Here is a 24,890-nt window from a genome sequence, read left to right on the forward strand (position 1 = left end):
AGACTCGGAAACGTGGCCCGGCCCAATGAGGAGGTCGAGGCGCTGCTCTACGAGTACGCCGACCTCCTCGCCATCACCGGCGGAGACGCGTTCAAGGCACGCGCCTACGAGAAGGCGGCGCGCGCCATCGGCGGTTACCACACCGACATCTCGCGGCTGGACGGCAAAGGGCTGCGGGAAATTCCCAGTGTCGGTAAATCCATCGCGGACAAGGTCGAGGAATATCTGCGCACCGGCCATATGAAAACGGTGGACGAACGCCGCGCCGCCATCCCCGGCGGCGTCCGTGAACTCATCACCATCCCCACCCTGGGCCCGAAGAAGGCCATGCTGCTCTACGAGGAACTGGGCATCTCCTCGATCGACGCACTCGTGGGGGCCATCGAGCAGGACCGGCTGCGGGACCTGAAGGGCTTCGGCCGGAAGACCCAGGACAACATCCTGCACGGCGTGGAACTCATGCAGCAGGCCGGGGACCGCATCCTGCTGAGCGCCGCGACGGACATCGCCGAGGAGACGGTGGCGGCACTGCGCGAGGCGACCGGCTGTGACCCGCGGCGGTGCGTGTACGCGGGCTCGCTGCGGCGGATGCGGGAAACCATCGGCGACATCGACATCCTGGTCGCCTCGGAGGAACCCGCCGCAGTCATGGACGCGTTCATCGCGCTGCCGCACACGGCCGAGGTGATCGCGCACGGCGAGAAGAAGACGTCGGTCCGTACCGTGAAGGGCCTGCAACTCGATCTGCGCGTGCTGCCCCCCGAATCCTGGGGCGCCGGGCTGCAATATTTCACCGGTTCGCAGGCCCACAACATCAGGACCCGGGAAATCGCCGTCCGCAAAGGGCTGAAGCTCTCGGAGTACGGCCTGTTCCACGCGAAGTCGGGGCGCAGAAAGGCCGCCGGGACCGAGGAGGAGATCTACGCCGCGCTCGACCTCCCCTGGATTCCGCCCACCCTGCGCGAGGACCGGGGCGAGGTCGCGGCGGGGCTGCGCGGCGAACTGCCCGACCTGGTCACCGAGGCGGACCTGCGCGGCGACCTGCACACCCACACCGACCTGACGGACGGGCTGTCCGCCCTGGAGGACATGGTCGCCACGGCGGCGGGGCGCGGCTACACGTACTACGCGGTCACGGACCACGCCCCCAAGCTGTACATGCAGCGGATGACGGACGAGAAGATGCTGCGGCAGCGCGAAGACCTGCGCGCGCTGGCCGCCCGCCACAAGAGGCTGCGGCTGCTGCACGGCACGGAACTCAACATCGACCCGGACGGCGAAGTGGACTGGCCGGGGGAGTTCCTGGCGGACTTCGACCTGTGCGTGGCCTCGATCCACTCGCACTTCACCCTGGACCGCGCGGCGCAGACGCGGCGGCTGATCCGGGCGTGCGAGAACCCGTACGTCAACATCATCGGGCACCCGACGACCCGGCAGATCGGCCGCCGGCCGCCCATCGACGCCGACCTGGACGCGGTCTTCGAGGCGTGCGCCCGCACCGGGACGGCGCTGGAGGTCAACTCCCACCCGCACCGCCTGGACCTGAACGACGAGCACATCCTGCGGGCCAAGCACTACGGAGCGGTCTTCGCGATCGACAGCGACGCCCATTCCACCACCCACCTGTCGCACACCCGCTACGGCGTGGGCACCGCCCAGCGCGGCTGGCTGACACCGGACGACGTGATCAACACCTGGACGTGGCAGCGGCTGAAGCGTTTCCTGACGGCTAAGCGGCGCTGACCCGGGAGTCACTGGGCGGCCGGGCCGCCGGACCGGGCCCGCACCAGGGGCAGATACACCTCATCCACGATCTCGATGAGCACCTCGTCGGGGGCGGTGGGGGCGCCGCGTACCACGAACTCGTTGCGCAGCAGCACGAGGGCCACGGTGGCGACCCGAGGATGCAGTGCCTCCGGGGCCGCCTCGCCCCGGGCGACGGCACGCCCCAGAACGGTCAGCCAGGGGGCGGCGACGGCGTCCGCCGACTGGTCCTGGAGCTGGGCGAGCAACTCGGCGGTGCCGCCGGCGGCGGCGAACAGTTCGCGCAGGATGGCGCCGAGCGGTGAGCCCCAGTGGCGGTTGGCGCCGCGCAGCAGCCCGAGGGCGTCGCCGCGCAGGGTGCCGGTGTCGGGGGACTGCACGGCGGTGGCCAGCCGTCGGTAGGCGGCGATGCCGAGCGCGAGGCGGTTGGGCCAGCGGCGGTAGAGGGCGTTCTTGTTGGTGCCGGCGCGGGCGGCGACCTTGTCCATGGTCAGCCCGGCGTACCCGGACTCGGTGAGCTCATCGGAGGTGGTCCAGAGCGAGCTGCGCATCATCCGCTGATATCACCTGCCGTGCGCAGATCATCGAGGTGGCATTGGGCTTCCGGATCAAGCCCACCGACGCCGGCTGGGTCGTCGCGGGACCGGCCACGTACTGGTAGGACACACGACTTACCAGCATGAGCCCGGTGCCACCCGAATCTCCCGGGCTGAGCGGGGGAGGGAGGACGTACGAACTCCGGCTCCCTCAGAGTTTGCCTTCCATGAGAACCGTGCGATGCCCCCCGAGCGCGCGGGAGAGACCTTCGATGAACCCGGGGCTGAAGTCGGGCCAGTCCCAGAACTCGAAACCGAGATACCCGAAGGCGAAGTAGTCATCCGACCAGGTCCACGCGGTCAGGTCACCAGGGCGCCGACAATGCGGGCAGGCGACTGCCGCGCTGCCTGTGTCGCTCCAGTCGCTGATGGCCTCACCGAAGGGTTCCCACGCACCCTCGATCTCCTCCAGCCGGTCGGTGGAGAAATCCGCCCGCCCGGCACAATGGGGGCACACCGCGAACCTGGGTTCGCCCTGACCGCAGTTGAATACGGTGCGGCTGGTCTCGATCCTGAGTCCGTCGCTGGGCTCCCAATCCTCCTGACCGACCGCCTTGGCCCAGGAGGGACCGGGCGGATGCCCCGACGGCGCCCCGAGCACACAGTCGGTGAGCTCGGCCCGAACGATCCCCTCCCCGACCAGCCAGTCGAGTCCGCTGTCTGCCAGAGTGCGGACGTTCGCATGCGTGGCGTCGAGGTCGACGACGGTCTGAAAATAGTTCCCCATGAGGCAACAGTAGAAAGCAGCCACCGACAGCACGTCACTGAGTCCCTTGCCAACCTCAGCTTGAGGCTGCCAGGTGGAGGGTGAGGATGGCTTTGACCAGCCTGGTCATTCGGGTGGTGCTGCACCGCAGCTACCGCGGCAGCCGCCAGGACTTCAGGGTGGCGACGGCCTGTTCGCCGAGTGCTCGTACGCTCTACATCGGCGCCGCCGGTCCGCCCCGGCCCGCGCCCATCCGATATCGGCGGGGACGGCACCGGCGGCCCCGGACGGCCCTCGGGCGATGGTGGGAACGGGTGATCACCGGGCGGGCGGGGTGCAGCACTTCGGTCAGGCGGCCCGGGCCGTTCCGTCGCCCGCCGCCGCGTCCGGGAGGTGCGCCAGGAACCAGTCGCGGGCCAGTTCCGCGACCTCCGACAGGGCGCCCGGTTCCTCGAAGAGGTGGGTCGCGCCGGGGACGACCGTCAGCCGGGTCTCGCAGCGCAACCGCTCCTGCGCCCGGCGGTTCAGTTCGATCACCGTCTCGTCCCGCCCGCCCACGATCAGCAGCGTCGGCGCCCTGACCGCCGACAGGCGCGGCCCCGCCAGGTCCGGGCGCCCGCCGCGCGAGACCACCGCCGCGATCGCGCCGTCGTCCCGTTCGGCCGCCGCCCACAGCGCCGCCGCCGCGCCGGTGCTGGCGCCGAAGTAGCCGATCGGCAGCTCCGGATGGCGCTCCCGCAGCCAGTCGGTCGCCTCGCGCAACCGGCGGGCCAGCAGCCGGGTGTCGAAGACGTTCGCGCGGTCGGACTCCTCCTCACCCGTCAGCAGGTCGAACAGCAGGGTCCCGAAGCCGGCCTGCCGCATGGCCTCGGCGACCATCCGGTTGCGCGGGCTCAGCCGGCTGCTGCCGCTGCCGTGCACGAACATCACCACCCCGGTGGCGCCCACCGGGACCAGCAGTTCACCCTTCAACGTGCGCTGTCCGCCCGCCAGGTCCTCCACCGGGATGCCGCCCGGCTCCGGACGGGCACGCCGCAGGCACGCGATGACCTCCCGGTCCGTCGTCGGCGCGAAGTCCTCGTAGAACTGCCCGACCGCCGCGAAGTCCACCGGAGTCTCCGGGCAGATCATCTCGTCCGCGTCGCGCCCCACCCGGCTCGTCCAGTCCGGCGGCGCCACCGGCACCGCGAGCACCACCCGCGCCGCCCCGCGCTCCCGCGCCGAGCGGCAGGCCGCCCGGGCGGTCGCCCCGGTGGCCATGCCGTCGTCCACGACCAGTGCCGTCCGGCCGCGCAGCGACACCCGCTGCGCTCCGCCCCGGTAGGTGCCGGCCCGCCGCTCCAGCTCGACGCGCTCCGTACGCTCCACGTCCGCCAGCTCACGTTCGGTGATGTGCGCGCCGCGGATCACCTGGTCGTTGATGACCCGGGCACCGTCCTCCCCGATGGCGCCCATGGCGACCTCCGGCTGGAACGGCACGCCCAGTTTGCGCACCACCCCCACGTCAAGCGGCGCCCACAGGGCCTTGGCGACCTCGGCGGCGACCGGCACCCCGCCCCGGGACAGGCCGATGACGACCACGTCCTCGTCCCGCAGATGGGCCACGGCGGCGGCCATCCGCCGGCCCGCGTCGAGCCGGTCCACGAACGTCATGGCTGCTACCTCCTCGCACTCCCCTCCCTTCCATGGCACCACTCCGGCCCCCTTTCCGCACACCCCGCCCGGATGGGTCAGCTACGGCGGCGCCGAGCGGTGGCGGCGCCGAGACTGAGCGGGGGGTTTGTCGGACAAGGAGTGGAAATGGGGCGTTCGCGGCGGCAGGACGCCGGGCTGCTGGTCCTCCGGGCCGGTACCGGCGGGGTGCTCTTCGCACACGGCGCGCAGATCGTGTTCGGCTGGTTCGGCGGGCCCGGTCTCGCCGCCAGCTCCGTCGGCATGGAACGGATGGGGTTCCGGCCCGGCCGCCCCAGCGCGCTGGTGGCCGGGGGCGGCCAGGTGGTCAGCGGCACGCTGCTCGCGGCCGGCCTGGCCACGCCCGTCGCCGGCGCGGTGGCCGCCGGGGCGATGGCGGGGGCCGCGGCGGTGCACGCGCCGGCCGGGTTCTTCGCGCTCGCCGGCGGCTACGAGTTCCCCGCGTTCCTGGGCTGGGCCGCCGCCGCGCTCGGGGTCGCCGGGCCCGGCCGGTACTCCGCCGACCACCTCACCGGCCACCGCCTGAACCGGCCCCGGCTGGCCGCCCTGGCCTTTCTCGGTACGACGGTCGCCACCTGCGCGGTGCTGCGCCGGCGCGCCGCCGATCTCCACCGGAGGGATCTGCGCCAGGACCAGGGCCAGGACCAGGACCGGGACCGGGAGCGGGACGAGGAACGGCACCCGCATCAGCACCCGCCGCACCAGGACGAAGGGCAGACGTCATGACCACCGCACCCGCCGCCGTCCCCCTGCGGGAGGCCGACGCCGAGGCCCGCATCGGCGGCGCCTGCTTCACCACCGGCCCACCCGGACGCGTCGGCGTCGAGCTGGAGTGGCTCGTCCACGACCGCATCGAGCCGCGCCGCGTCGTCCCCGCACGCCGCGTGGACGCCGCGCTCGCCGCGCTGGAGCAGCCCGGGTCCACCGGGCTGCCCGGCGGCAGCAGGCTCACCCGGGAGCCCGGCGGCCAGGTCGAACTGTCCACCCCGCCCGCCGCCTCCCTCCTGGACGCGGTGCGCGCCACCGCCACCGACCTGACCGCGCTGCGCTCCGCCCTGTCCGGCGAGGGACTGACCACCGGCAGCCTGGGCCTGGAGCCCTTCCGCGACCCGCCCCGGGTGCTGCACGACCCCCGCTACGGCGCCATGGAGTCCTACTTCGACCGGGTCGGCCCGTGGGGCCGGCTGATGATGCGGGCCACCGCCTCCGTACAGATCAACCTCGACGCCGGGGACGAGTCCGCCGGCCCGGCCGGCTACCGCTACCGGTGGCGGCTGGCCCACCGGCTGGGCCCGGTGCTGCTCGCCGCGTTCGCCAACTCCCCGCTGTGGCGCGGGCGCCGCACCGGCTGGGTATCGACCCGGCAGGCGGTGTGGGCCCGGATGGACCCCACCAGGACCCGCGCGCCCGACACCCACCCCACGGACGCCGACCCGCGCGCCGTGTGGACCCGCTACGCGCTGGACGCGCAGCTGATGTGCGTACGCCGTACCCCGCCCGCCGGCTGGGACGCGCCGGGCGGCGTGACGTTCCGCTCCTGGCTGCGCGGCGCGCTCGGCGAGCACCGGCCGCGCGCGGACGACCTCGACTACCACCTCAGCACCCTGTTCCCGCCGGTCCGGCCGCGCGGCTGGCTGGAACTGCGCATGGTGGACGCGCAGAGCGGCGACCGCTGGGTGGTCCCGCTCGTCCTGGCCGCCGTGCTCATGGACGACCCCGTCGCCGCCGAGGCCGCGTACGCCGCCACCGAGCCGCTGACCGGCGGCCGCCCGCACCCGCCGGCCGCCGTGTGGCTGCGCGCCGCCCAGCGCGGCCCCGCCGACCCGGAACTCGGCCGCGCCGCCCGCGCCTGCTTCGCCGCCGCCGACCACGCCCTGGCCCGCGATCCGCACGCCGCCGGGCTGCGCCGCGTGGTCGCCGACTTCGCCGACCGCTACCCGCGGCGCGGCCGGTGCCCCGCCGACGACCATCTCGACCCCGACCGGCCCGCCGCCGCCCCGGCCCGCCGCGTCCACCGGCACCACGCCACCCACCAGGCCGACCGGCCGGCCGATCCGCCCATCGAGGGGAAGTTCCGGCCATGAGCGAGTACACCCTGCCCCGCGACCGCGCGCACGACGCCGACATCCTCGCCCCGCAGGCCGTCCTGGACGCCGCCCGGCGCCGCACCCTCGCGCTCACCGACTGCCTGGACGACGACGAGCTCATGGCCCAGCACTCGCCGCTCATGTCGCCGCTGGGCTGGGACCTGGCGCACATCGGCAACCAAGAGGAGATCTGGCTGGTGCGCCGGGCCGGCGGCCGCCCCGCGCTGCGCCCGGACCTCGACGACCTGTACGACGCGTTCCGGCATCCGCGCGCCGACCGGCCCGCCCTGCCGCTGCTCCGTCCCGACCGGGCCCGCCGCTATCTGGGCGAGGTCCGCGAACAGGCCCTGGAGGTGCTGGACGCCACCTCCGGGCCCGACGCGGACCGGGACCAGGACCCGCTGCTGCGCCGCGGCTTCGTCTTCGGCATGATCGCCCAGCACGAGCAGCAGCACGACGAGACCATGCTCGCCACCCACCAGCTGCGCTCGGGCCCGCCCGTCCTGGACGCGCCGCCGCCCCCGCCGGCCCCCTCCGACGCCGCGACCCTGCCGGCCGAGGTCCTGGTGCCCGGCGGCCCGTTCACCATGGGCACCAGCACCGACCCCTGGGCCCTGGACAACGAACGCCCCGCCCACACCGTCGAACTGCCGCCCTTCTGGCTCGACACCGTGCCCGTCACCAACGCCGCCTACCAGCGGTTCATCGAGGAGGGCGGCTACCACGACGCCCGCTGGTGGCACCCCGACGGCTGGGAGCACCGGCGGCGCGAAGGGCTGGAGGCGCCCCGGTTCTGGCGGCGGGAGGGCGCGTCGGGGCCCTGGTACCGGCGCCGCTTCGGCCGCGTGGAGCCGGTGCCGCCCGAGCAGCCGGTGCTGCACGTGTGCTGGTACGAGGCCGACGCGTACGCCCGCTGGGCCGGCCGCCGGCTGCCCACCGAGGCCGAGTGGGAGAAGGCCGCCCGGCACGATCCGGCCACCGGGCGCGGCACCCGCTACCCGTGGGGCGACGACGGCCCCGAGCCGGGCCAGGCCGGGCTCGGCCAGCGCCATCTCCAGCCGGCGCCGGCCGGTTCGTACCCGGCGGGCGCGGCGCCCAGCGGGGCGCGCCAGCTGTTGGGCGACGTGTGGGAGTGGACGGCGTCCGACTTCACGCCGTACCCGGGGTTCGCGGCCTTCCCGTACCGCGAGTACAGCGAGGTGTTCTTCCCCGCGCCCGGCGCGGCGAGCGCCTACAAGGTGCTGCGCGGCGGTTCCTTCGCCACCGACCCGGTCGCCTGCCGCAGCACCTTCCGCAACTGGGACCACCCGGTCCGCCGGCAGATCTTCGCCGGCTTCCGCACCTGCCGGGACGCCGCGCCCGCCGACGAGGGGAGACCCTGATGTGCCGTCACCTCGCCTATCTGGGCATCGCCCCGATCTCCCTGGCCGAGCTGCTCACCGCCCCGCCGGGCAGCCTGTACGAGCAGTCCTGGGCGCCGCGCAAGCAGCTGCACGGCACGGTCAACGCCGACGGGTTCGGCATCGGCTGGTACCCGGGCGATCCGCACGACGGCGGTGAGCCGGCCCGTTACCGGCGGGCGCTGCCGATCTGGAACGACCGCAACCTGCCCGAACTGACCGCCGCCATCTCCAGCACCGCCGTGCTGGCCGCGGTGCGCTCGGCCACCCCCGGCAGCAGCCCGGACGAGGCGGTGACCGCCCCGTACCGCTCGGGCCGCTGGCTGTTCTCCCACAACGGGGCCGTCGATGCCTGGGAGCGGTTGCCCGGGGATCTGGGCCCGGCCGCCGGGGCGATCACCACCGCCGATCTGCTCGCCGGGGCCGGGCGCTGCGACTCCGCCCTGCTGTGGACCCTGCTGGCGCGCGCCCTGAACGCGGGCCGGCCGCCGGTGGACGCGGTGGCCCAGCTGGTGACCGCCGTCGCCGCCGTACGTCCCACCGCCCGGCTGAACCTGCTGCTCACCGACGGGGACACCGTCATCGCCACCCGGCACGGCGATTCGCTGTGGTACGCGCAGACCCCGGGCCGGGTGTTGGTCGCCTCCGAACCCACCCCCGGGCTGACCAGCGGGGGAGCAGGGGACTGGCGGGAGATCCCGGAGGGCTCGCTGGTGCTGGCGACCCGCGCCGGGGTGCGCAGCGCCCCGCTGCCGCCCGGGCCCGCCACCGGCCGGGGCGGTGCCCGCCCCGGCGCGCACGCCCCGGCACCCGAACCGTTGCTCACCGTGGAAGGGACGAACCCGTGATGGAGACTCCGCGCTTCACCCTGGAGAATCTGCTGCCCGCCGACCACTGGTCCACCTCGCTGGCCGAGGACGTCCGCGGTGGCCTGTCCGGCACGCCCAAGACGCTGCCGCCCAAGTGGTTCTACGACGAACGGGGCAGCAAACTCTTCGACCGCATCACCCGGCTGCCCGAGTACTACCTGACCCGGGCGGAGCGGCAGATCCTGCGGGCCCGCGCCGCCGAGATCGCCGAACTCACCGCGGCCCGCGTCCTGGTGGAGCTGGGCTCGGGTTCCTCGCGCAAGACCCGGATGCTGGTGGACGCGCTGAGCGGGGTGGCCGCGGCGGGCCCGGCCGGGCCGCACCTGGGCACGGCCATGGACGTGGCCATGGGGCTGCCGCGGGCGATGGGGCGGGGCGGGCGGAAACGCCGCAAGGGCCTGGCCGGGGAGGGGCGCGCGGCGGAGGGGCGCGGCGCGGAGCCGGCCGCCCCGGGCACCGACACCATGACCGCGGACGCACCGGGCGCCGACGACGGCGCTGGGAGCGGGGCGAGCGCCGCGCCGGCGACCGACTCGCCGGCGGTGCCCGCCGGGACGCTGGAGCTGTACGCCCCCATCGATGTGAGCGAGAGCGCCCTCCAGGAGGCGGGCGACGCGCTGTGCCGGGACTACCCGGAGCTGCGGGTGCACGCCACCGTCGCCGACTTCGACACCGGACTGGTGCTGCCCGAGCTGCCCGGGCCCCGGCTGATCGCCTTCCTCGGCAGCACCCTGGGCAACTTCGACCCGCACCGCCGCGCCGCCTTCTACGCCGAACTGCGCGCTCTGATGCGCCCGGACGACTCCCTGCTGCTCGGCGTGGACCTGGTGAAGGACCCGGCCACGATGCGCCGCGCCTACAACGACGAGCAGGGCGTCACCATGGAGTTCAACAAGAACGTGCTGCGGGTCCTCAACCGGGAGCTGGGGGCCGACTTCGACCTCAACGACTTCGACCACCGCGCGGTGTGGAACGAGGAGGAGGAGCGGATGGAGATGCGGCTGTGGTCCCGCTTCTCCCAGACGGTCAGGATCCCGGCGCTGGGCATGACGGTGGACTTCGGCCGCGGCGAGGAGACGCGCACGGAGATCTCCACCAAGTTCCGGCGGGTCACCCTCACCGAGGAGCTGCTGGCGGCGGGTCTGGCGGTGGACCACTGGTGGACCGATCCGCAGGACCGTTTCGCGATGCTGCTGGTCAGTTCCCCGGGTTCGGCCACGGGTTCGGACGACAGCTGACCCCGGTGCCGGGGGTGGTCAGGGTCTTGGTCTGCTGCATCATCACCGGAGCGAGCGCGCCTTCCTTCGTGCAGGTGTGGTGGCCGTGGCCGAGGCGGTGACCGACCTCGTGGTTGATGACCATGTGGCGGTAGCCGGCGATGTCCTCGCCGAAGCTCTCCGAGCCCTGGGCGAACCGCCACGCGTTGATCATCACGCGCTCGGTGTAGGCCACGTCGCAGGAGACGTTGTCCTCCCAGGTGTCCAGGCCCACCTTGGCGCACCACTCGGCGGTCGTCCCCGGGCTGGCCAGGGTGATGACGAAGTCCGGGGAGCCGGCGGAGATCCGGGCGAAGCCGCGCTGCCCGTCGTTGCCCCAGCTGCGCGGGTCGTTGAGGGTGCGGTGCACGACCTCGGCGAAGAACTCCGGGTCCACCGGCAGGTCCCGCTCCACATCGACCCGGTACCGGTAGACCCGCTTCGCGTCCGGCTCGGCCGCCGGGTCGCTGCCGGACACCGGGTCCAGCCGGCCGGAACCGGTCAGCTCCGGGTCGATCTCGATGACCGACTCCAGCAGTTCCTCGTAACCGGCCCCGTCGGCGTCCTCCTGCCCGGCGCGGTCCTGCCCGCCGGGGGCCGGGGTGGCGCCGCCCTGGGGGCCGGGCCGGGGCGCCGACGCCTCGACGGTACGGTCCCCGGTGCCGTTCTTCGCGCCGTGCGACTCCTCGGGCAGCAGCCCCGCGGAGGGCCCCGCGAGGGCGAGGAATATCACCGCAGAGGCCGCCGAGGCACCCAGGAACCAGCCGATCCGCAGTCTGCGCTGAGGGGTTTTCATGGGGGGCGTTCACCGTCCCTCGGTCGACGAGCCGTCACCGATACTCTTCTTTGTCGACTGCCCGTTGGTAGCGCTATGCGATGAGACGGCGGGCGATGTCATCCATTTGGCCCTCGGTGAGCGGCGCCGGGGTCCACTTGTCGCCGGTGACGGTGACCGTCACGCTCTGGAAGTCGCTGAGCCGCAATTCGAGGGTCGACACCGCCCCCACGATCTCCATCCGGGACGAGGGCTCGGCCCGGCCCCCCTCCGCCGTCGGGTCGGCGAGGGAGTGCGCCGGCGGCTCCTCGACCCGGCACGGCCCGTCCTTGCTGGTCCCCGGAGCGCAGGACAGCGGTTCCGGGAAGCCGCTGGAGTGGCTGTCCAGGCGGATGTCGAGGGTGAACTCCCCCTCCGCGGTGCGCAGCGCCGCGGTGAAGTGCCAGGAGAAGACCTCCTGTCCCTGCCCCGGATACGCGCTGCGTTCGGTGAGCGCGCCGAGGGAGAAGCCCTCCCCGTCTCGGTCCCCCTCCCCGTCCACCTCCGGTACCGACGCCAGCCGGTGCGTGGCGAACGCCGTCACCAGCGTGTACGCGTCCCGGTCGTAGTCCACCGGCGCCGCTGCGGGCCACAGCCCGGCCACCGACTCCGGGACCGCCGCCCGCCGCTCCGCCGGCTCCCGGTCCACCGGATCCGGCTCGGCGGCATCGGGGGTGGCCGTCGGGGCCGTCGTCGGGGCGGCGGGCGGGCCGGCCGGCCCCGGCGGGGGCAGCGGTGGGGACGGCGACAGCAGGGCGGGCAGCAGCGTGCCAGACACGGCGATCACCGCGGTGGCCGCCACCGTGCCCAGCAGGGTGCGCCGCCGCCTGCGCTCCCGGCGGGCCCGTCCGACCAGCGCGTCCATGTCCAGCAGCAGTGGCGGCTCGTCCGTCGTGGCGTTCGCCAGGATGTGGCGGACCTCCTCCTGACCCCGTTCCGTCATGACGCCCACCCGTGCTGCCACACGCCCGCCGGCTGCGGGTTGCGGTTCAGGCCCAGATGCCGGCGCAGCGTCGAGAGACCGCGTGCCGTCTGGCTCTTGACGTTGCCCTCCGAACAGCGCATCGCGGCGGCCGTGTCGGAGACCGACAGATCGTCGAAGAACCGCAGCACCAGGGCGGCCCGCTGCCCCGGCGGCAGTTGGAGCAGCGCGTGCCGCACCACGGCCCGGGTGTGCAACCGGTCGGCCGCCTGATCGGGGCCCGGCGCCGGGTCGATGGCTTCGGGCAGGGTGGCGAAGCTCTGCTCGGCCCGGCGCCACGGCTTGCGCTTCTCGTCCAGCCAGGTACGCAGCAGCACCCGCCGGACGAAGGGCTGCAACGCGTCGCGCCGCTCCAGCCGTGACCAGTGCCGGTACACCTTGATCAGTACGCTCTGCATCAGATCCTCCGCCAGATGCCAGTCCCCGCACAGCAGGTAGGCGGTGCGGCGCAGTGCGGCGGCCTCCTGTGCTGCGAAGTCCCGGAAGTGCTGTTCTTCGTGGCGGCGCATTCAGGCCCCCCTTTCACCCCCTCCACGGAGCGCCCGCCGGAAAGGTTGCATCGGCGGGCACGGTGCGGGGAGAAACACGGAGAGGGGCGGCGCGGCCTGCGGGCTCCGGCCCGGGTGGAGCGGTCAGCCGGCCCCGCCCGGCGAGGCCAGGATCGCCGCCTCCTTCGCCGGGTCGATCCCGTGCTGCGCCCGGCGCGGATGGTCCACCGGATGACCGCCGCCGTTCAGCCAGGCCCAGGTGTCCATCACCGTCTCCGCCAGCGGCCTGCACATCAGCCCGGCCGCCTGCGCCGCGTCCGACGCCACCTCCCAGCCGCCGTCGATCGCCCGCCACAGCGGCAGCTCGGTCCACGGCCGCACCCCGTGTGCCAGCAGCACCTCGCTCGCCACCCAGCGCGGTTCGGCCCGCCGCCCGGTGACCGTCACACAGTCGTGCAGCAGCCCGCCCATCGTCTCCCGCCCGATCGGCGCCACCACGTTGTACGCCCCGCCGACCGTGCCCGCGGCGCCCGCGAGCCGCAGCGCGAAGGCGGCGGCATCCCGTACGTCCACCGGCTGGATGGTCCGCCCGGGGCTGCCGGGCGCCAGCATCGGCCCGCCCCGGTGCGCCCGGTGCAGCCACCACGGCAGCCGGCCCACGTACTCGCCGGGGCCCAGGATCACCCCGGGCCGCAGCAAGGCGGTGCGCCCGGTACCGAACCGGGCGCTCACCGCCCGCTCGGCGGCGGCCTTGCGCGGCCCGTACCCCGTCCCGGTGGGCGCGAACAGCTCGCTGGACTCGGTGAGCGGCTCGGCGGGCCAGCCCCGGTAGGCGTTGACGGAGGAGACGAACACATACCGCCCGGCCACCGGCTCCAGCGCCTCGGCGCCCGCCGCCACCGCCTCCGGGTCGAGGTCGGCGGCCGAGCTGTCGATCACCGCGTCCCACGGCCCCTCGCTCGCCAGCCGCCGCAGATCTTCGACCCGCCCGCGGTCCCCGCGCACCGGCCGTACGCCGGGGACATCCGCCCCGGACAGGCCCCGGTTGAAGGTGGTGACCTCCCACCCCCGCCGCAGGCCCTCCGCGACGACCGCGCGCCCCAGGAACCACGTCCCGCCCAGCACCAGAATCCGCATACGCATGCGAGGCATCCTGCCGCAGCCCGCCGCGCGCTCCGCCTGCGGGCCCGTCCCGCGGACGGAAGAATGGCTGTCATGGAGGGAGCACCGGCCCACAGCAGGAGGGAAACCCCGCGCGAGCGCGACGACCGCAACTTCGCCGAGCTGCTCCAGGAGCTGCGGGTCACCCAGACAGGCGTGCAGATCCTCTTCGCCTTCCTGCTCACCCTCGCCTTCACCGCCCGCTTCCCGGTGCTCGACAGCTTCCAGCGGGGCACGTACCTGACCACGCTGCTGCTGGCGATGGCCGCGAGCATCCTGTTCACCGCCCCCGCCGCACTGCACCGGGCGCTGTTCCGGCGCGGCGCCAAGCGGCGCATCGTCGAGGTCTCCTCCCGGCTGGCCGCCCTCGGCCTGGTGATGCTCGCCCTCGCCCTGACCGGCGCGCTCCTGCTGGTGGTGGACGTGGTGGTCTCCCGTACGGCCGGGGTGATCACCGCGGCGGGCGCCCTCGCCGCGTGCACCGGGCTGTGGCTGCTGCTGCCCGCCGTGCTCGCCCGACGGCTGCCGCCGCGCCCGCCGCACCGCCGCCGAATGCACGGCACGGAATTCCGTGCCCGGCGTCCCGGCGGGCCACCCCGGCATCACACCTGAACTGCTGTTCCAGCGCGATCCGTTGGAAGTATCGCGGGGCGTCTCGGCATACTCCCGGAAGCACTCCGGCGCGGATTCCGTATCGCGACGGCGATGCCCGCCCGGCACGTACCGAGGAGGCCGCATGGTCCGCACCATCGAATCCGCGTCACCCGCGTTGTGCCGGCTGCACCTGAGCACCGAACTGCGCCGGCTGCGCGAGGAGTCCCGCCTCACCGCCGGCGAGGTCGCCCGCCGCTTCCACTGGGCCGCCTCCAAGATGACCCGCCTGGAAACCGGCAGCGACGGCGTCGTCAAGCCCTCCGACGTCATGCTGCTGTGCCGCCTGTACGAGGCCGACGCCGAGACCGCCGCCCGCCTGGAGAGCTACGCCGTCGTCACCAAGACCAAGAAGGACTGGTGGCAGTCGCCCGAGTACCGCTCGGTCATCTCACCGGGCTTCCAGGCGTACCTGGCCCTGGAAGCCAGCGCCGCCCAGCTGCACAGCTACCAGTCCGAGTACGTGCCGGGGCTGCTGCAGACGGAGGAGTACAGCCGCGCCGTCCACCGGCTGGGCCCCGCCGACCTCTCCGCCGACCAGGTCGAGCGTCTCACCACCGTGCGCATGACCCGCGGCGACGTGCTGTGCCGCGAGGGCGCCCCCAAGCTCACCGCCATCCTCAACGAGGCGGTGCTGCGGCGTACGGTCGGCGGTCGCGAGGTGATGCGCGCCCAGCTCGACCACATCGCCGCGCTGGCCGCCGGGCAGCCGCACATCCGGGTGCTCGTCGTCCCGTTCAGCGCGGGCGCGCACGCCGGGATGAGCGGCCCGTTCGTAGTGATCCGCTTCCGCCAGCCGGGCATGCGCCCCATCGTCTACCTGGAGAACCTCGCCGGCTCCGGCATCACCCGCCGCCCCGACGACGTGGAGAAGTACGGGGACGCCTTCAGCGACCTGCTCTCCAGCGCCCTCGACCAGCAGCAGTCGCTCCGGCTGATCAAGGAGGCGGGCAACGTCCTGTGACTCCGCTGACCGGCCCGCCGGTCACGGTCCGCCGCCCGTCCCGCCATCCGCTTCGCCGCCCTCGCCGTCGTCCCACCGCCAGCCGGCCACCTCCGGCAGATCGTCGCCGTGCTCCCGGATCCACCGCTCGTGCCGGAAACGCACATCCGCCATCCGCTGCCGTACGCCCGCCGCCCGCACCGCGAGCCCCGGCACCCGGTCGATCACATCCATCACCAGCCGGTAGCGGTCCAGATCGTTGCGCACCACCATGTCGAACGGCGTCGTGGTCGTGCCCTGCTCGCGGTAGCCGCGCACATGCAGCTGGTCGTGCCCGGCCCGCCGGTACGTCAGCCGGTGGATCAGCCACGGATAGCCGTGGTAGGCGAAGATCACCGGCCGGTCACGGGTGAACAGCGCGTCGTACTCGCCGTCCGCCATCCCGTGCGGATGCTCCTCGGCGGGCAGCAGCCGCGCGATGTCCACCACGTTGACCACCCGCACCGAAAGCCCCGGCAGCTCCCGGCGCAGCAGCCACGCCGCCGCCAGCGTCTCCTGCGTGGGGACGTCCCCGGCGCAGGCCAGCACCACGTCCGGCTCGCGCCCGGTGCCCGCCGACTCCGTACCGGCCCACTCCCAGATCCCGGCGCCGCGCGCGCAGTGCGCCCGCGCGCTCTCCAGGTCCAGCCAGTCGAAGCACGGCTGCTTCCCGGCCACCACCACGTTCACGTAGTCCCGGCTGCGCAGCACGTGATCGGCGCACGCCAGCAGCGTGTTGGCGTCCGGCGGCAGGTAGACCCGCACCACCTCGGGGCTCTTGTTCAGCACATGGTCGACGAAGCCCGGGTCCTGGTGCGAGAAGCCGTTGTGGTCCTGCCGCCACACATGGGAGGTCAGCAGATAGTTCAGGGAGGCGACCGGGGCCCGCCAGGGCAGCCGCCGCGCGGAGCGCAGCCACTTGATGTGCTGGTTGGCCATCGAGTCGACGATGTGCACGAATGCCTCGTAGCAGGAGAACAGGCCGTGCCGCCCGGTGAGCAGATAGCCCTCCAGCCAGCCCTGGCACAGATGCTCCGAGAGCACCTCCATCACCCGGCCGCCGTGCTCCAGATGCCGGTCCACGCCCAGCACCGCGCTCTCCCACTCCTTGCCGGTGGCCTCGTACACCGCGTCCAGCCGGTTGGACGCCGTCTCGTCCGGGCCCACGATGCGGAAGTCGCGGCGCGCCGCGGTGGCCCGCATCAGCTCGGTGAGCAGGGTGCCCAGCACCTGGGTCGGCTCGTGCAGCGTGCGACCGGGCCGCTCCACCGGCACCGCCGCGTCCTCCAACGGCGGCACCGGCAGGTCCCGCAGCAGCAGCCCGCCGTTGGCGTGCGGCGTACTGCCCAGCCGCCGCGTGCCGTGCGGCACCTGCGCCAGCACCGCCTCGCGCGGCCGGCCCAGCTCGTCGAAGAGCTCCTCGGGGCGGTAGGAACGCAGCCAGGTCTCCAGCTGCCGCAGATGGCGCGGGTTCTCGCGCACCCCGTCCAGCGGCACCTGGTGGGAGCGCCAGGTGCCGGCCACCGGCAGCCCGTCGACCTCATCGGGCCCGGTCCAGCCCTTCGGCGTGCGCAGCACGATCATCGGCCACCGGGGGCGCTCGCGTACACCGCCGGCCGCCCCGCCGCGTGCCGCGCGCTGGAGCCGGCCGATCCGTTCCACCGCCTCGTCCAGCGCCCCGGCCAGCTCCCGGTGGACCAGCTCGGGCCGGTCGCCGGCCACGAACAGCGGGTCGTGGCCGTACCCGCGCAGCAGCTGCGCCAGTTCCTCCTCGGGCAGCCGGGCCAGGACCGTGGGATTGGCGATCTTCCAGCCGTTCAGGTGCAGCACCGGCAGGACCGCCCCGTCGTGCACCGGGTCCAGGAACTTGTTCGCGTGCCAGGAGCCGGCCAGCGGCCCGGTCTCCGCCTCGCCGTCCCCGATGACGCACGCCACCAGCAGCCCCGGATTGTCCAGCGCCGCCCCGTACGCGTGCGCCAGGCTGTAGCCCAGCTCGCCGCCCTCGTGGATCGAGCCGGGAACGTCGGGGGCCACGTGGCTGGGGATCCCGCCGGGGAAGGAGAACTGGCGGAACAGCCGCGCCATCCCCGCCCCGTCCCGGGGCACGTCCGGGTAGATCTCGCTCCAGGTGCCGTCCAGCCAGGTGCCCGCCACCACCGCCGGGCCGCCGTGCCCGGGGCCCCACACGCACATCGCGTCCAGGGCGCGGGCGTCGATCACCCGGTTCAGATGCGCGTGCAGCAGGTTGAGGCCGGGCGAGGTGCCCCAGTGCCCCAGCAGCCGCGGCTTGATGTGCTCGGGCCGCAGCGGCTCGGCCAGCAGCGGGTTGTCCAGCAGGTACAGCTGCCCGGCGGTCAGATAGTTCGCCGCCCGCCAGCGCGCGTCCAGGGCCGCCAGCTCGTCCGCGCCCAGGACGGAGGCGCGCCGTTCCACCGTGAGTGTCATGCGCGCCGGGTAGCCGGACCGGGGCGCCCCCAAACGCCCGTTTCGCCCCCGGGGGGCCGGGTACCCGCGGCGGATGTCGAGGCACACCGACCCGTACGCGGCCGCAGGTCCGGAGGCGGACGGCCCGTTCCTGCGGGTGACGCTCGCCTCCGGGGCCACCGTCCGCGTCGAGTGCACCGTTCCGCTGGACGGGGTGCTGCGGCTGCGGCTCGCCGACCGGCCCGACACCGTCCACCACCACGACTCGCCGGTGCTGCTGGACGCCCCGCGCCGCCCGGCGCGCTTGCACGCCACCCCCGAGGGGGTGGAGATCACCGGGCCCGGGGTGCGGGCGCTGTGGGAACGCGGGCCCGGGCAGGGCTTCCACTTCGGCACCTACCACCGCTTCAGCGAGCCCGAGGCGGGCATCGCGCCGTTCCGCTCCGGCTACCGGCCCGCGACCCGGCACCACCGCACCGCCTCCTGGGTGGAGACCGTCCACCTCAACCCCGGCCACTGCGTGTACGGCGGCGGCGAGAGCTACCAGGGCATCGACCTGCGCGGTCGGCGCCGCACCCTGCGCAACACCGAGGAGAACCGGGCCGCCGGGCGCGACACCGCCTACCTCAATATGCCGCTGCTGTGGTCGGACGCCGGCTGGGGCCTGTTCGCGCACACCGGCGGGCCCGTCGACGCCGACATCGGCGCCACCCACGCCGAGGCCGCCCGGATCGAGATCGAGGGTGATGACCTCGACCTCTTCCTCATCAGCGGCGACGCCCCCACCATCCTGGACCGCTACCTCACCCTCACCGGCCGGCCGCACCCGCTGCCCGACTGGGCGTTCGGGGTGTGGATGAGCCGCTCCTCCTACTTCACCGCGGACGAGATGGTCCGCACCGTCGACGAACTCCAGGCCGCCGGCTGCCCGGTGGACGTGATGCACGTCGACGAGTGGCTGGCCGGCAGTGTCCTGGAGGCCGCCGCCTGGACGTACGGGCCCGACCGGCGCCGCTTCCCGCGGGACTGGTCCCGGCAGCTGGCCCAGCGCGGGGTGCGCACCAGCCTGTGGATCAACCCGTACGTCAAACGCGGCACTCCGCTGGGCGACGAACTGACCCGGCGCGGCTACCTCGTCCGGGACGTGTACGGCGCCCCGGCGCCGACCGCCGACAACCCGGACTCCCTCGTGGTCGACTTCACCCACCCCGAGGCCCGCGAATGGTGGTGCGAGCGGCTGGCCGCCGCGCTGCGCGAGGAACACGCCAGCGCCGTCCTCGCCGACTTCGGCGAGGAGATCCCCGCCGACGCGGTCTTCGCCGACGGCAGCCGGGGCTCGCAGCGCCGCAACGCCTACGGGCTGATCTACCAGGAGGTGGTGCGCGAGGCGGGACTGCGTGCCCGCGCCGGGGACTTCACGGCGATCGCCCGCTCGGGCACGGCGGGCTCGCAGCGCAACCCCGCGCACTGGGCGGGCGACATGCCCTCCAGCTGGAGCGGACTGGCGTCCACGGTGCGCGCCGTGGAGTCCATGGCGCTCAGCGGCTGCTCGGTGGTCACCCACGACGCGGGCGGCTACTACACGCCCGACTCCTTCGAAGCGGCCTCCGTAGTGCGGCAGCGGATGACGCCGGACGCCGTCCCCACGGACGTGGAGCCCGAGTTGTACGGGCGGTGGGCGCAGTGGGCGGCGTTCTCCCCGATCATGCGGTTCCACGGGATGGGGCGCAGGGAGCCGACCGCCTACCCGGAGCCGGTACGGTCGGCCGCCATCGCGGCGTGCCGGCTGCGGCGCCGGATCGCCCCGTACATCGCCGGCTGCGCCGCCGAGGCCACCACGGAGGGCGGGCTGCCCCTCATGCGGCCGATGCCGCTCGCCTTCCCCGAGGACCGGTGCGCCCGCGACGCGCAGTTGCAGTATCTGCTCGGTCCTGACGTGCTGGTGGCCCCGGTGCTGGAGCGGGGCGGGCGCCGCGACCTGTACGTGCCGCCGGGGGAGTGGCGGCAACTGCTGGGCGGGGGCTCCCTGACGGGGCCGGGGTGGCGGGAAGTGCGGTGCGGGCCGGAGGAGTTCCCCGGCTATGTGCGCGCCGGGCGGGAAATAGGACTGTGAAGCACCGGCGCGCGTAACGCAATGTATGCGCGCGCTCGCTCAATGGAGTGATCTTGGTGGTCCTGGCACCCGTCGGCGGTGCCCGGAACCGCATGCTGGACAGGGCGTGTGCCGCCCGGCACCCCAGCCGGCCCGTCGTCCCACGGGCACCGGCGCCTCTCCCCCTCCGCCACCGTGCAGGCCGGCACACGCCCTCATCATGTCCCAGCCACGAAAGGCCACACCGCCCCCATGCCCGGACAGCAGGAACAGCAGGCACCGTCGGAGCACCCGGAGCAGGAACTCCTCACCTTCCCCTTCCCCTCGACGGGCCTGGAGTTTCCCCCCGTCTACCACGAGCTGTACCAGCAGCGGCTCACCAAGGTCCGGCTCCCGTACGGCGACGACGCCTATCTCGCCATCCGGTACGCCGATGTGAAGACCGTGCTGTCCGACTCCCGGTTCTCCATCGTCGCCTCCCTCGGCCAGGACCAGCCGCGCACCCGGGCCGGGGCCCGCGTCGGCAACGGCCTGTTCTCCCTCGACCCCCCGCAGCACTCCCGGCTGCGCTCCGTCCTGGGCCGGGACTTCACCCCGCGCCGGGTGGAGAAGCTGCGCGAGCGGGTGCGGGAGCTGACCGACCAGTGCCTGGACCGCATGGAGGCGGCCGGGTCCCCCGCCGATCTCGTCGCCCACCTCGCCGTGCCGATGCCCACCGCCGTGGTCTGCGAGATGATGGGCGTGCCCGAGCCCGACCACCACCTGTTCTGGGGCTGGGCCGAGACGATCCTGTCGAACGACACCACGCCCGACGACCTCATCCGGCGCTACCAGGAGTTCACCGCCTACATGGGCGGCATGGTCGAGGAGCGCCGCGCCCGCCCCACCGACGACATGTTCGGCATGCTGGTGCGGGCCTGCGACGAGGAGGGCCGGATCACCGAGATCGAGATGCACGCGCTCGCCTCCGACCTGCTCAGCGCCGGCTTCGTCAGCACCGCCCACCAGATCGCCAACTTCACGGCCATGCTGCTGGCCCGCCCCGAACGGCTCCAGCCCCTGGTGGACAAGCCGGAGCAGATCCCGGCCGCCGTCGAGGAACTCATGCGCCACGTGCCGATCCTCAGTGGCTTCTCCTTCCCCCGCTACGCCACCGAGGACCTGGAGATGAGCGGGGTGACCGTCCGCCGCGGCGAGGCCGTCATCCCGGTGATCGCCGCCGCCAACCGCGACCCCGACGTCTACCCGGACGCCGGCCGCCTCGACCTCGAACGCAACGGGCTTCCGCACCTGGGCTTCGGCCAGGGCCCGCACTTCTGCATCGGCGCCCATCTGGCCCGGGTCGAGCTCCAGGTGGTCCTCGAAGCCCTCACCGAGCGCTTCCCCGACCTGCGCTTCGGCGTTCCCGAGAACGCCCTCAAGTGGAAGCAGGGCCACTTCATGAACGGCCTGCACGAGCTGCCCGTCAGCTGGTAGCGGAGAGGGCCCCGCCGACCGCATGGTCGGCGGGGCGGGGCACCGGGAAACGGTGCCATGGGGGTGACTGGAAGTGACGCGGATCAGGGAAGTCTCCTGGCCCACACCTGCTCCCTGGTTACGCCGTCGGGCAACAGCTCCCCCAACTCTTCGGTGGCTACGAACCCGTTGCGTCGGTAGAGGGCGATGGCGGACGCGTTTCGCGGGAGCACCGCGAGCTTCACTGTGGTGGTGCCCGATCGCGTGACCGCTTCGATCAGCCGATCTCCGACACCGTCACCCCGTGCGCGGGCTGACGCACGGTGGCCTATTTATCCGGTACCAGGGGCTTGTACGTGTCGATGATCTTGTTGATCTCAGCCACCGCTTTGAGGTAGTCGCGGTCTCGATCGAAAATAAAGTTGTATTCTTTTCGGAACTCATCCTCCAATTCAGCTCGGTAGTTTTTCATCCACAGGGTGGCGCGTGGGAGATCGTGGCCAGTGCAGTTCCAGACGGTGTCGGGCCAGTTCGCCCAGAAGTTTTCTGTGCTCCGCTTCGGGAACAAATTGGCCAGATGGTCCTGGACAATGGTGTACGGGTGATCCTCGCACCAGAGTCCGCAGACCTGATGCGAAATCTCCCGAGCCTCCAGCGCATTGACATGAACTTTCATCCCGTTGAAGTCCACGTCGAGGCCGTAGATTCGGCCGAAGAGCTGGTCTCTGATGGCCGCGTCCTGTTTCGCGATGTGATCGCGGTGCAGAATTGCCGCGTTGACAAGCTCGGCAGTGGCGGGGGAATGCCACGTGGTGTTGTCCTGGCCCTGGTTGAAGAGGATTTTGGCCTGGAGGAAGGTGAGATGGATGGCCGCTCCGAAGGTGTAGGCGGGGAGAGCCAGAAATTTGAACTCGGGAAAGGATTCGTAGTCGCCGTTCCTGAGATCGCTGAGGGTTTGCAGGAGGGGCGCGTTGGGGCTCGTGGTTTCCACGATCATGGCGCCGAGCTGGTCGAGGGTGGCCTTGTACGTCTGCGAGTCCTTGTCCGTGTACTTGTGGGAGACGTAGTACTCGGACTGGGTGGCGAGCCAGTCGGTGTAGGTGAGGATTTTGGTGAGGTCCTGTTTTACCTCAAAGATGGCGAGGTCCTGCTTGATGATCTGGTCGATGGCCTTGGGCAGGTTGATCGACTGCTTTGGGCAGATGATGCTGATGATCAGGTTCAGGATCAGCCCGCCCGCCCCCACGACGGCTCCGGCGGGACCGCAGGCGAACGAGATCATGCTGAAGGTGTTGGTGGCCTGCTGGACGATGTCGAGCAGGCTGCTGTCGGCATCGCCGGGTGCGGCGGTGGGACGCGCGCCGGCCCTGGTGAGTCTTCGGGGGTAACGGGGTGAGCCCTGGAAGACGACAGCGAGTTGTCCTTGATCGGTGGTGCGGAGGTAGACCAGGGTGTCTGGGTCGTTGCCGTTCCATGCCTCCGTGAGCGAGGTGACCCGTTCCTCGACGAGTCGTTCACCGTTCTGCAGGGGGTACTCCCGCTGCCAGGCCGACGGCTGAGCGATGGTGCCGGTGACCGTGTCCTTCTGGTCGTCAGGCAGGGCCTGGTGCCATGCGGTGAAGTCCTCGGCCTCCAGCAGGGGGATCGGGCCGGTGCGCTTGTCGAGCTGGTCGGCGAACTCCGGCCGACCATGGAGAGCGCCATCGATGTTGGCGTTCTGCAGGTAGCGGCTGGCGTAGATGAGGGCTTCCGCCCGGGTGGGCTGGTCGGGGAAATGGAGCCGCGGTTTCGCGACCTTCTTGCCCTCGTGGATCAGCTGGTGCAGAGCCAGCTCGACGACATCCGCCGCGACCTTCCGCGACAGCGGCTCGCCCTGGTAGCGGTAGTCGCGGACGAACGTGTACAGGGCAGGCGACTTGTACGCCTGCGAGCGGGCCTTGAAGGCCGCGACGCAGGCTTTGACGGCGTCGACCTTGTCCCCGTCGTCCTTCCAGACGAACGGCTGCGACGGGTCCGGAGGAAGCTGCTTCATCATGGTCAGCATGAGAACCTGCCCCTGAAGGGACGGCTTGTTCTTCTCGCACACGTTCGCCGCGTGGGTCCACACCTTGCTGTCTTCCACCTCGCCCCAGTACTTGACCAACTGCTCGAGTGCGGCCTTCTGCTCCTCCGTGAGCTGGCTCCCGCCGCCCTCATCCCCACCGGCGGCCTTCGATGACGAGAACACCCCGAAGTGGTCCAGGACCGCCCAGAGAAGTCCGATGAGGCCGGCCGTCCCCCCGACGATCGTGCACAGGTAGGCCCAGCCCTTCCAGCGGGCGAAGATGCGCCCCTTCTGTTTCTGCTGGGCGATTTCCTGGACGTTCGTCACCCTCTGTTCCATGAGCGCCAGGAGTTCCGCCTGCCTGGTCGAATGTGCCGCGATCCTCTCCATCGCTTCTGTCATGGGAGCAAATCGGGCGTCCAGCAGATCGAACGCCGTCACCTTTTGGAGCTGCTGTGAAATATCCTGACGGAGTGGAGCCAGCTGCTTGACCGCAGTCTCCACCTGCACGGTCACGTTTTCGTAGAGGCTCGTGACCGTCGAGGCCGCGTCTTCCTCAATTTCACGCTGCATGTCGTCATCGTTTTTGTTTGCTTCATTCTCTCCGATTTCGAAGTCGTCCTCGGTGTCGGACATGGTGACCTCCTGGCCTTTCGGATGGAAAGGACGTAACGGGTGACCCCGGAGCATTTGCCGCTTCGAACGGCGTGATCCTTACGGAGTCGTCCTCGGTGTGTCGCCCCACGCGAGCATGCGAAAAATGATCAACGAGGGGTGAGGTGCCTCTATTTGATCTGTGCCAAGATTCAACTTGAATGGACTGGTGGCCCATTAGGCCATGGCTGGTTGATCGTCTACTGGCAGGTCGCGGCACGCGTGTCGGCGGCGTGTCTGCCTTTCCGTTTCCGTCAAAGTGCGGTCGGTTCCCTGAAAATTTACCTGGGAATCGCAAGGGGCGCACATTGTGTAGGAAGAATTGATTCGAACGGGCCACACCCGGAAAACACGGGCGACGGCTGCATCGGGCGCACCCGGCGCACCGGGCGCGGCGACCCAGCGGTCGAGTTGACGCTTCTGCCGGAACATCGGCGTGGAAGCGGAGCCATGCACGACCGCCTCAAGCAGGGGGCGAATGGAGTCGACCGGCTGGGGTCGGCCTCGTCAGCGCCACGCTTCCCGGACGGGGAGCAGGTGCCGGCCGCTGGGCTTCACATCCGTGTTCTCCTCAGGATTCAGCGCGTGAGGGTGACTGAACTATTCGAGTGCTGTCCGGGCCTCCGGCCGGGCCGTCAAGGCGCGCCGGGACCACCGCCAACGGATCGGGATACGGCACGGCGGGCAGGCACGGGCGAGGCGTCGGACAGCCCAAATTCCAGGCCACATGGCCGGGCCTGCGGAAGCGTCGGCGGGAGTGCGGTCTGTGCGTC

Annotated in this window: 20 protein-coding genes and 1 pseudogene; 10 read left to right on the forward strand and 11 right to left on the reverse strand. The window is 72.3% G+C overall.

Annotated elements, in window-relative coordinates:
* Positions 1 to 12 precede the first annotated feature (12 nt).
* Entirely contained in the window at positions 13 to 1,743 is a 1,731-nt protein-coding gene (gene polX, locus ACTFAP_RS21180; RefSeq protein WP_500467129.1) for a DNA polymerase/3'-5' exonuclease PolX, read from the forward strand.
* A gap of 8 nt (positions 1,744 to 1,751) precedes the next feature.
* Here polX and ACTFAP_RS21185 read toward each other — a convergent pair whose 3' ends face one another.
* The 4 genes and pseudogenes from ACTFAP_RS21185 to ACTFAP_RS21200 all read right to left on the reverse strand — a co-directional run bounded on the left by ACTFAP_RS21185 (position 1,752) and on the right by ACTFAP_RS21200 (position 4,719).
* Positions 1,752 to 2,318 carry a TetR/AcrR family transcriptional regulator gene (locus ACTFAP_RS21185; protein ID WP_500467130.1) on the reverse strand — a complete coding sequence of 189 codons (567 nt, stop codon included), beginning with the start codon at positions 2,316 to 2,318 and terminating at the stop codon, positions 1,752 to 1,754.
* Between the two features lie 193 nt (positions 2,319 to 2,511).
* On the reverse strand, positions 2,512 to 3,087 hold the full coding sequence (locus tag ACTFAP_RS21190) for a hypothetical protein (protein ID WP_500467131.1): 576 nt from the start codon (positions 3,085 to 3,087) through the stop codon (positions 2,512 to 2,514).
* Positions 3,088 to 3,142: 55 nt separating this feature from the next.
* A pseudogene (locus tag ACTFAP_RS21195) lies at positions 3,143 to 3,277 on the reverse strand (IS5/IS1182 family transposase); the annotation flags it as partial.
* Between the two features lie 137 nt (positions 3,278 to 3,414).
* Positions 3,415 to 4,719, reverse strand: a complete 1,305-nt coding sequence (locus tag ACTFAP_RS21200) for a phosphoribosyltransferase family protein (protein ID WP_500467132.1) — start codon at positions 4,717 to 4,719, stop codon at positions 3,415 to 3,417.
* 147 nt (positions 4,720 to 4,866) lie between these two features.
* Between ACTFAP_RS21200 and ACTFAP_RS21205 the strand changes: the two genes are divergently transcribed.
* The 5 genes from ACTFAP_RS21205 to ACTFAP_RS21225 are packed head-to-tail and all read left to right on the forward strand — an operon-like array spanning position 4,867 to position 10,352.
* Positions 4,867 to 5,484 (forward strand): DoxX family protein, encoded by a 618-nt coding sequence (locus ACTFAP_RS21205; protein ID WP_500467133.1) that lies wholly within the window; start codon positions 4,867 to 4,869, stop codon positions 5,482 to 5,484.
* Positions 5,481 to 6,842: an ergothioneine biosynthesis glutamate--cysteine ligase EgtA gene (gene egtA, locus ACTFAP_RS21210; RefSeq protein WP_500467134.1), complete on the forward strand. Its 1,362-nt coding sequence runs from the start codon at positions 5,481 to 5,483 to the stop codon at positions 6,840 to 6,842. The genes ACTFAP_RS21205 and egtA overlap by 4 nt, the downstream gene beginning before the upstream one ends.
* Positions 6,839 to 8,227, forward strand: coding sequence for an ergothioneine biosynthesis protein EgtB (gene egtB / locus ACTFAP_RS21215; RefSeq protein ID WP_500467135.1), 1,389 nt, complete (start codon positions 6,839 to 6,841; stop codon positions 8,225 to 8,227). Before egtA ends, egtB begins: the two co-directional genes overlap by 4 nt.
* Complete coding sequence (egtC, locus tag ACTFAP_RS21220; RefSeq protein WP_495681932.1) at positions 8,227 to 9,093, forward strand: ergothioneine biosynthesis protein EgtC; 867 nt, start codon at positions 8,227 to 8,229, stop codon at positions 9,091 to 9,093. The genes egtB and egtC overlap by 1 nt, the downstream gene beginning before the upstream one ends.
* Complete coding sequence (locus ACTFAP_RS21225) at positions 9,093 to 10,352, forward strand: L-histidine N(alpha)-methyltransferase (RefSeq protein ID WP_495681933.1); 1,260 nt, start codon at positions 9,093 to 9,095, stop codon at positions 10,350 to 10,352. Before egtC ends, ACTFAP_RS21225 begins: the two co-directional genes overlap by 1 nt.
* Here ACTFAP_RS21225 and ACTFAP_RS21230 read toward each other — a convergent pair.
* The 4 genes from ACTFAP_RS21230 to ACTFAP_RS21245 all read right to left on the reverse strand — a co-directional run bounded on the left by ACTFAP_RS21230 (position 10,312) and on the right by ACTFAP_RS21245 (position 13,791).
* Positions 10,312 to 11,166: a DUF3152 domain-containing protein gene (locus ACTFAP_RS21230; RefSeq protein ID WP_500467136.1), complete on the reverse strand. Its 855-nt coding sequence runs from the start codon at positions 11,164 to 11,166 to the stop codon at positions 10,312 to 10,314. The two genes, ACTFAP_RS21225 and ACTFAP_RS21230, sit on opposite strands and share 41 nt — an antisense overlap.
* Positions 11,167 to 11,239: 73 nt before the next feature.
* A complete protein-coding gene (locus ACTFAP_RS21235; RefSeq protein ID WP_500467137.1) occupies positions 11,240 to 12,127 on the reverse strand; it encodes a hypothetical protein in 888 nt (295 codons plus the stop codon).
* A complete protein-coding gene (locus ACTFAP_RS21240) occupies positions 12,124 to 12,675 on the reverse strand; it encodes an RNA polymerase sigma factor (protein WP_390121441.1) in 552 nt (183 codons plus the stop codon). The genes ACTFAP_RS21235 and ACTFAP_RS21240 overlap by 4 nt, the downstream gene beginning before the upstream one ends.
* A 123-nt stretch (positions 12,676 to 12,798) precedes the next feature.
* Positions 12,799 to 13,791 carry an NAD-dependent epimerase/dehydratase family protein gene (locus tag ACTFAP_RS21245; protein WP_500469523.1) on the reverse strand — a complete coding sequence of 331 codons (993 nt, stop codon included), beginning with the start codon at positions 13,789 to 13,791 and terminating at the stop codon, positions 12,799 to 12,801.
* Between the two features lie 78 nt (positions 13,792 to 13,869).
* On the opposite strand from ACTFAP_RS21245, the gene ACTFAP_RS21250 reads away from it, so the two are divergent.
* A complete protein-coding gene (locus tag ACTFAP_RS21250) occupies positions 13,870 to 14,427 on the forward strand; it encodes a DUF6328 family protein (protein ID WP_400010712.1) in 558 nt (185 codons plus the stop codon).
* 124 nt (positions 14,428 to 14,551) lie between these two features.
* Positions 14,552 to 15,430 (forward strand): helix-turn-helix domain-containing protein, encoded by an 879-nt coding sequence (locus ACTFAP_RS21255; protein ID WP_500467138.1) that lies wholly within the window; start codon positions 14,552 to 14,554, stop codon positions 15,428 to 15,430.
* Between the two features lie 21 nt (positions 15,431 to 15,451).
* Here the strand turns inward: ACTFAP_RS21255 and ACTFAP_RS21260 are convergent, their stop codons facing one another.
* Positions 15,452 to 17,893 (reverse strand): phosphoketolase family protein, encoded by a 2,442-nt coding sequence (locus ACTFAP_RS21260; protein WP_500467139.1) that lies wholly within the window; start codon positions 17,891 to 17,893, stop codon positions 15,452 to 15,454.
* 73 nt (positions 17,894 to 17,966) lie between these two features.
* Between ACTFAP_RS21260 and ACTFAP_RS21265 the strand changes: the two genes are divergently transcribed.
* Together ACTFAP_RS21265 and ACTFAP_RS21270 are read left to right on the forward strand one after the other, a co-directional pair.
* Positions 17,967 to 19,985 (forward strand): TIM-barrel domain-containing protein, encoded by a 2,019-nt coding sequence (locus ACTFAP_RS21265; RefSeq protein WP_495681938.1) that lies wholly within the window; start codon positions 17,967 to 17,969, stop codon positions 19,983 to 19,985.
* A 231-nt stretch (positions 19,986 to 20,216) separates the two neighbouring features.
* Complete coding sequence (locus ACTFAP_RS21270) at positions 20,217 to 21,440, forward strand: cytochrome P450 (protein WP_500467141.1); 1,224 nt, start codon at positions 20,217 to 20,219, stop codon at positions 21,438 to 21,440.
* Between the two features lie 83 nt (positions 21,441 to 21,523).
* Here the strand turns inward: ACTFAP_RS21270 and ACTFAP_RS21275 are convergent, their stop codons facing one another.
* Entirely contained in the window at positions 21,524 to 21,751 is a 228-nt protein-coding gene (locus tag ACTFAP_RS21275) for a GNAT family N-acetyltransferase (protein WP_500469524.1), read from the reverse strand.
* Positions 21,748 to 24,099 (reverse strand): hypothetical protein, encoded by a 2,352-nt coding sequence (locus ACTFAP_RS21280; protein WP_500467142.1) that lies wholly within the window; start codon positions 24,097 to 24,099, stop codon positions 21,748 to 21,750. The genes ACTFAP_RS21275 and ACTFAP_RS21280 overlap by 4 nt, the downstream gene beginning before the upstream one ends.
* Positions 24,100 to 24,890: the final 791 nt, after the last annotated feature.

The organism is Streptomyces sp. PH9007, assembly GCF_059813725.1.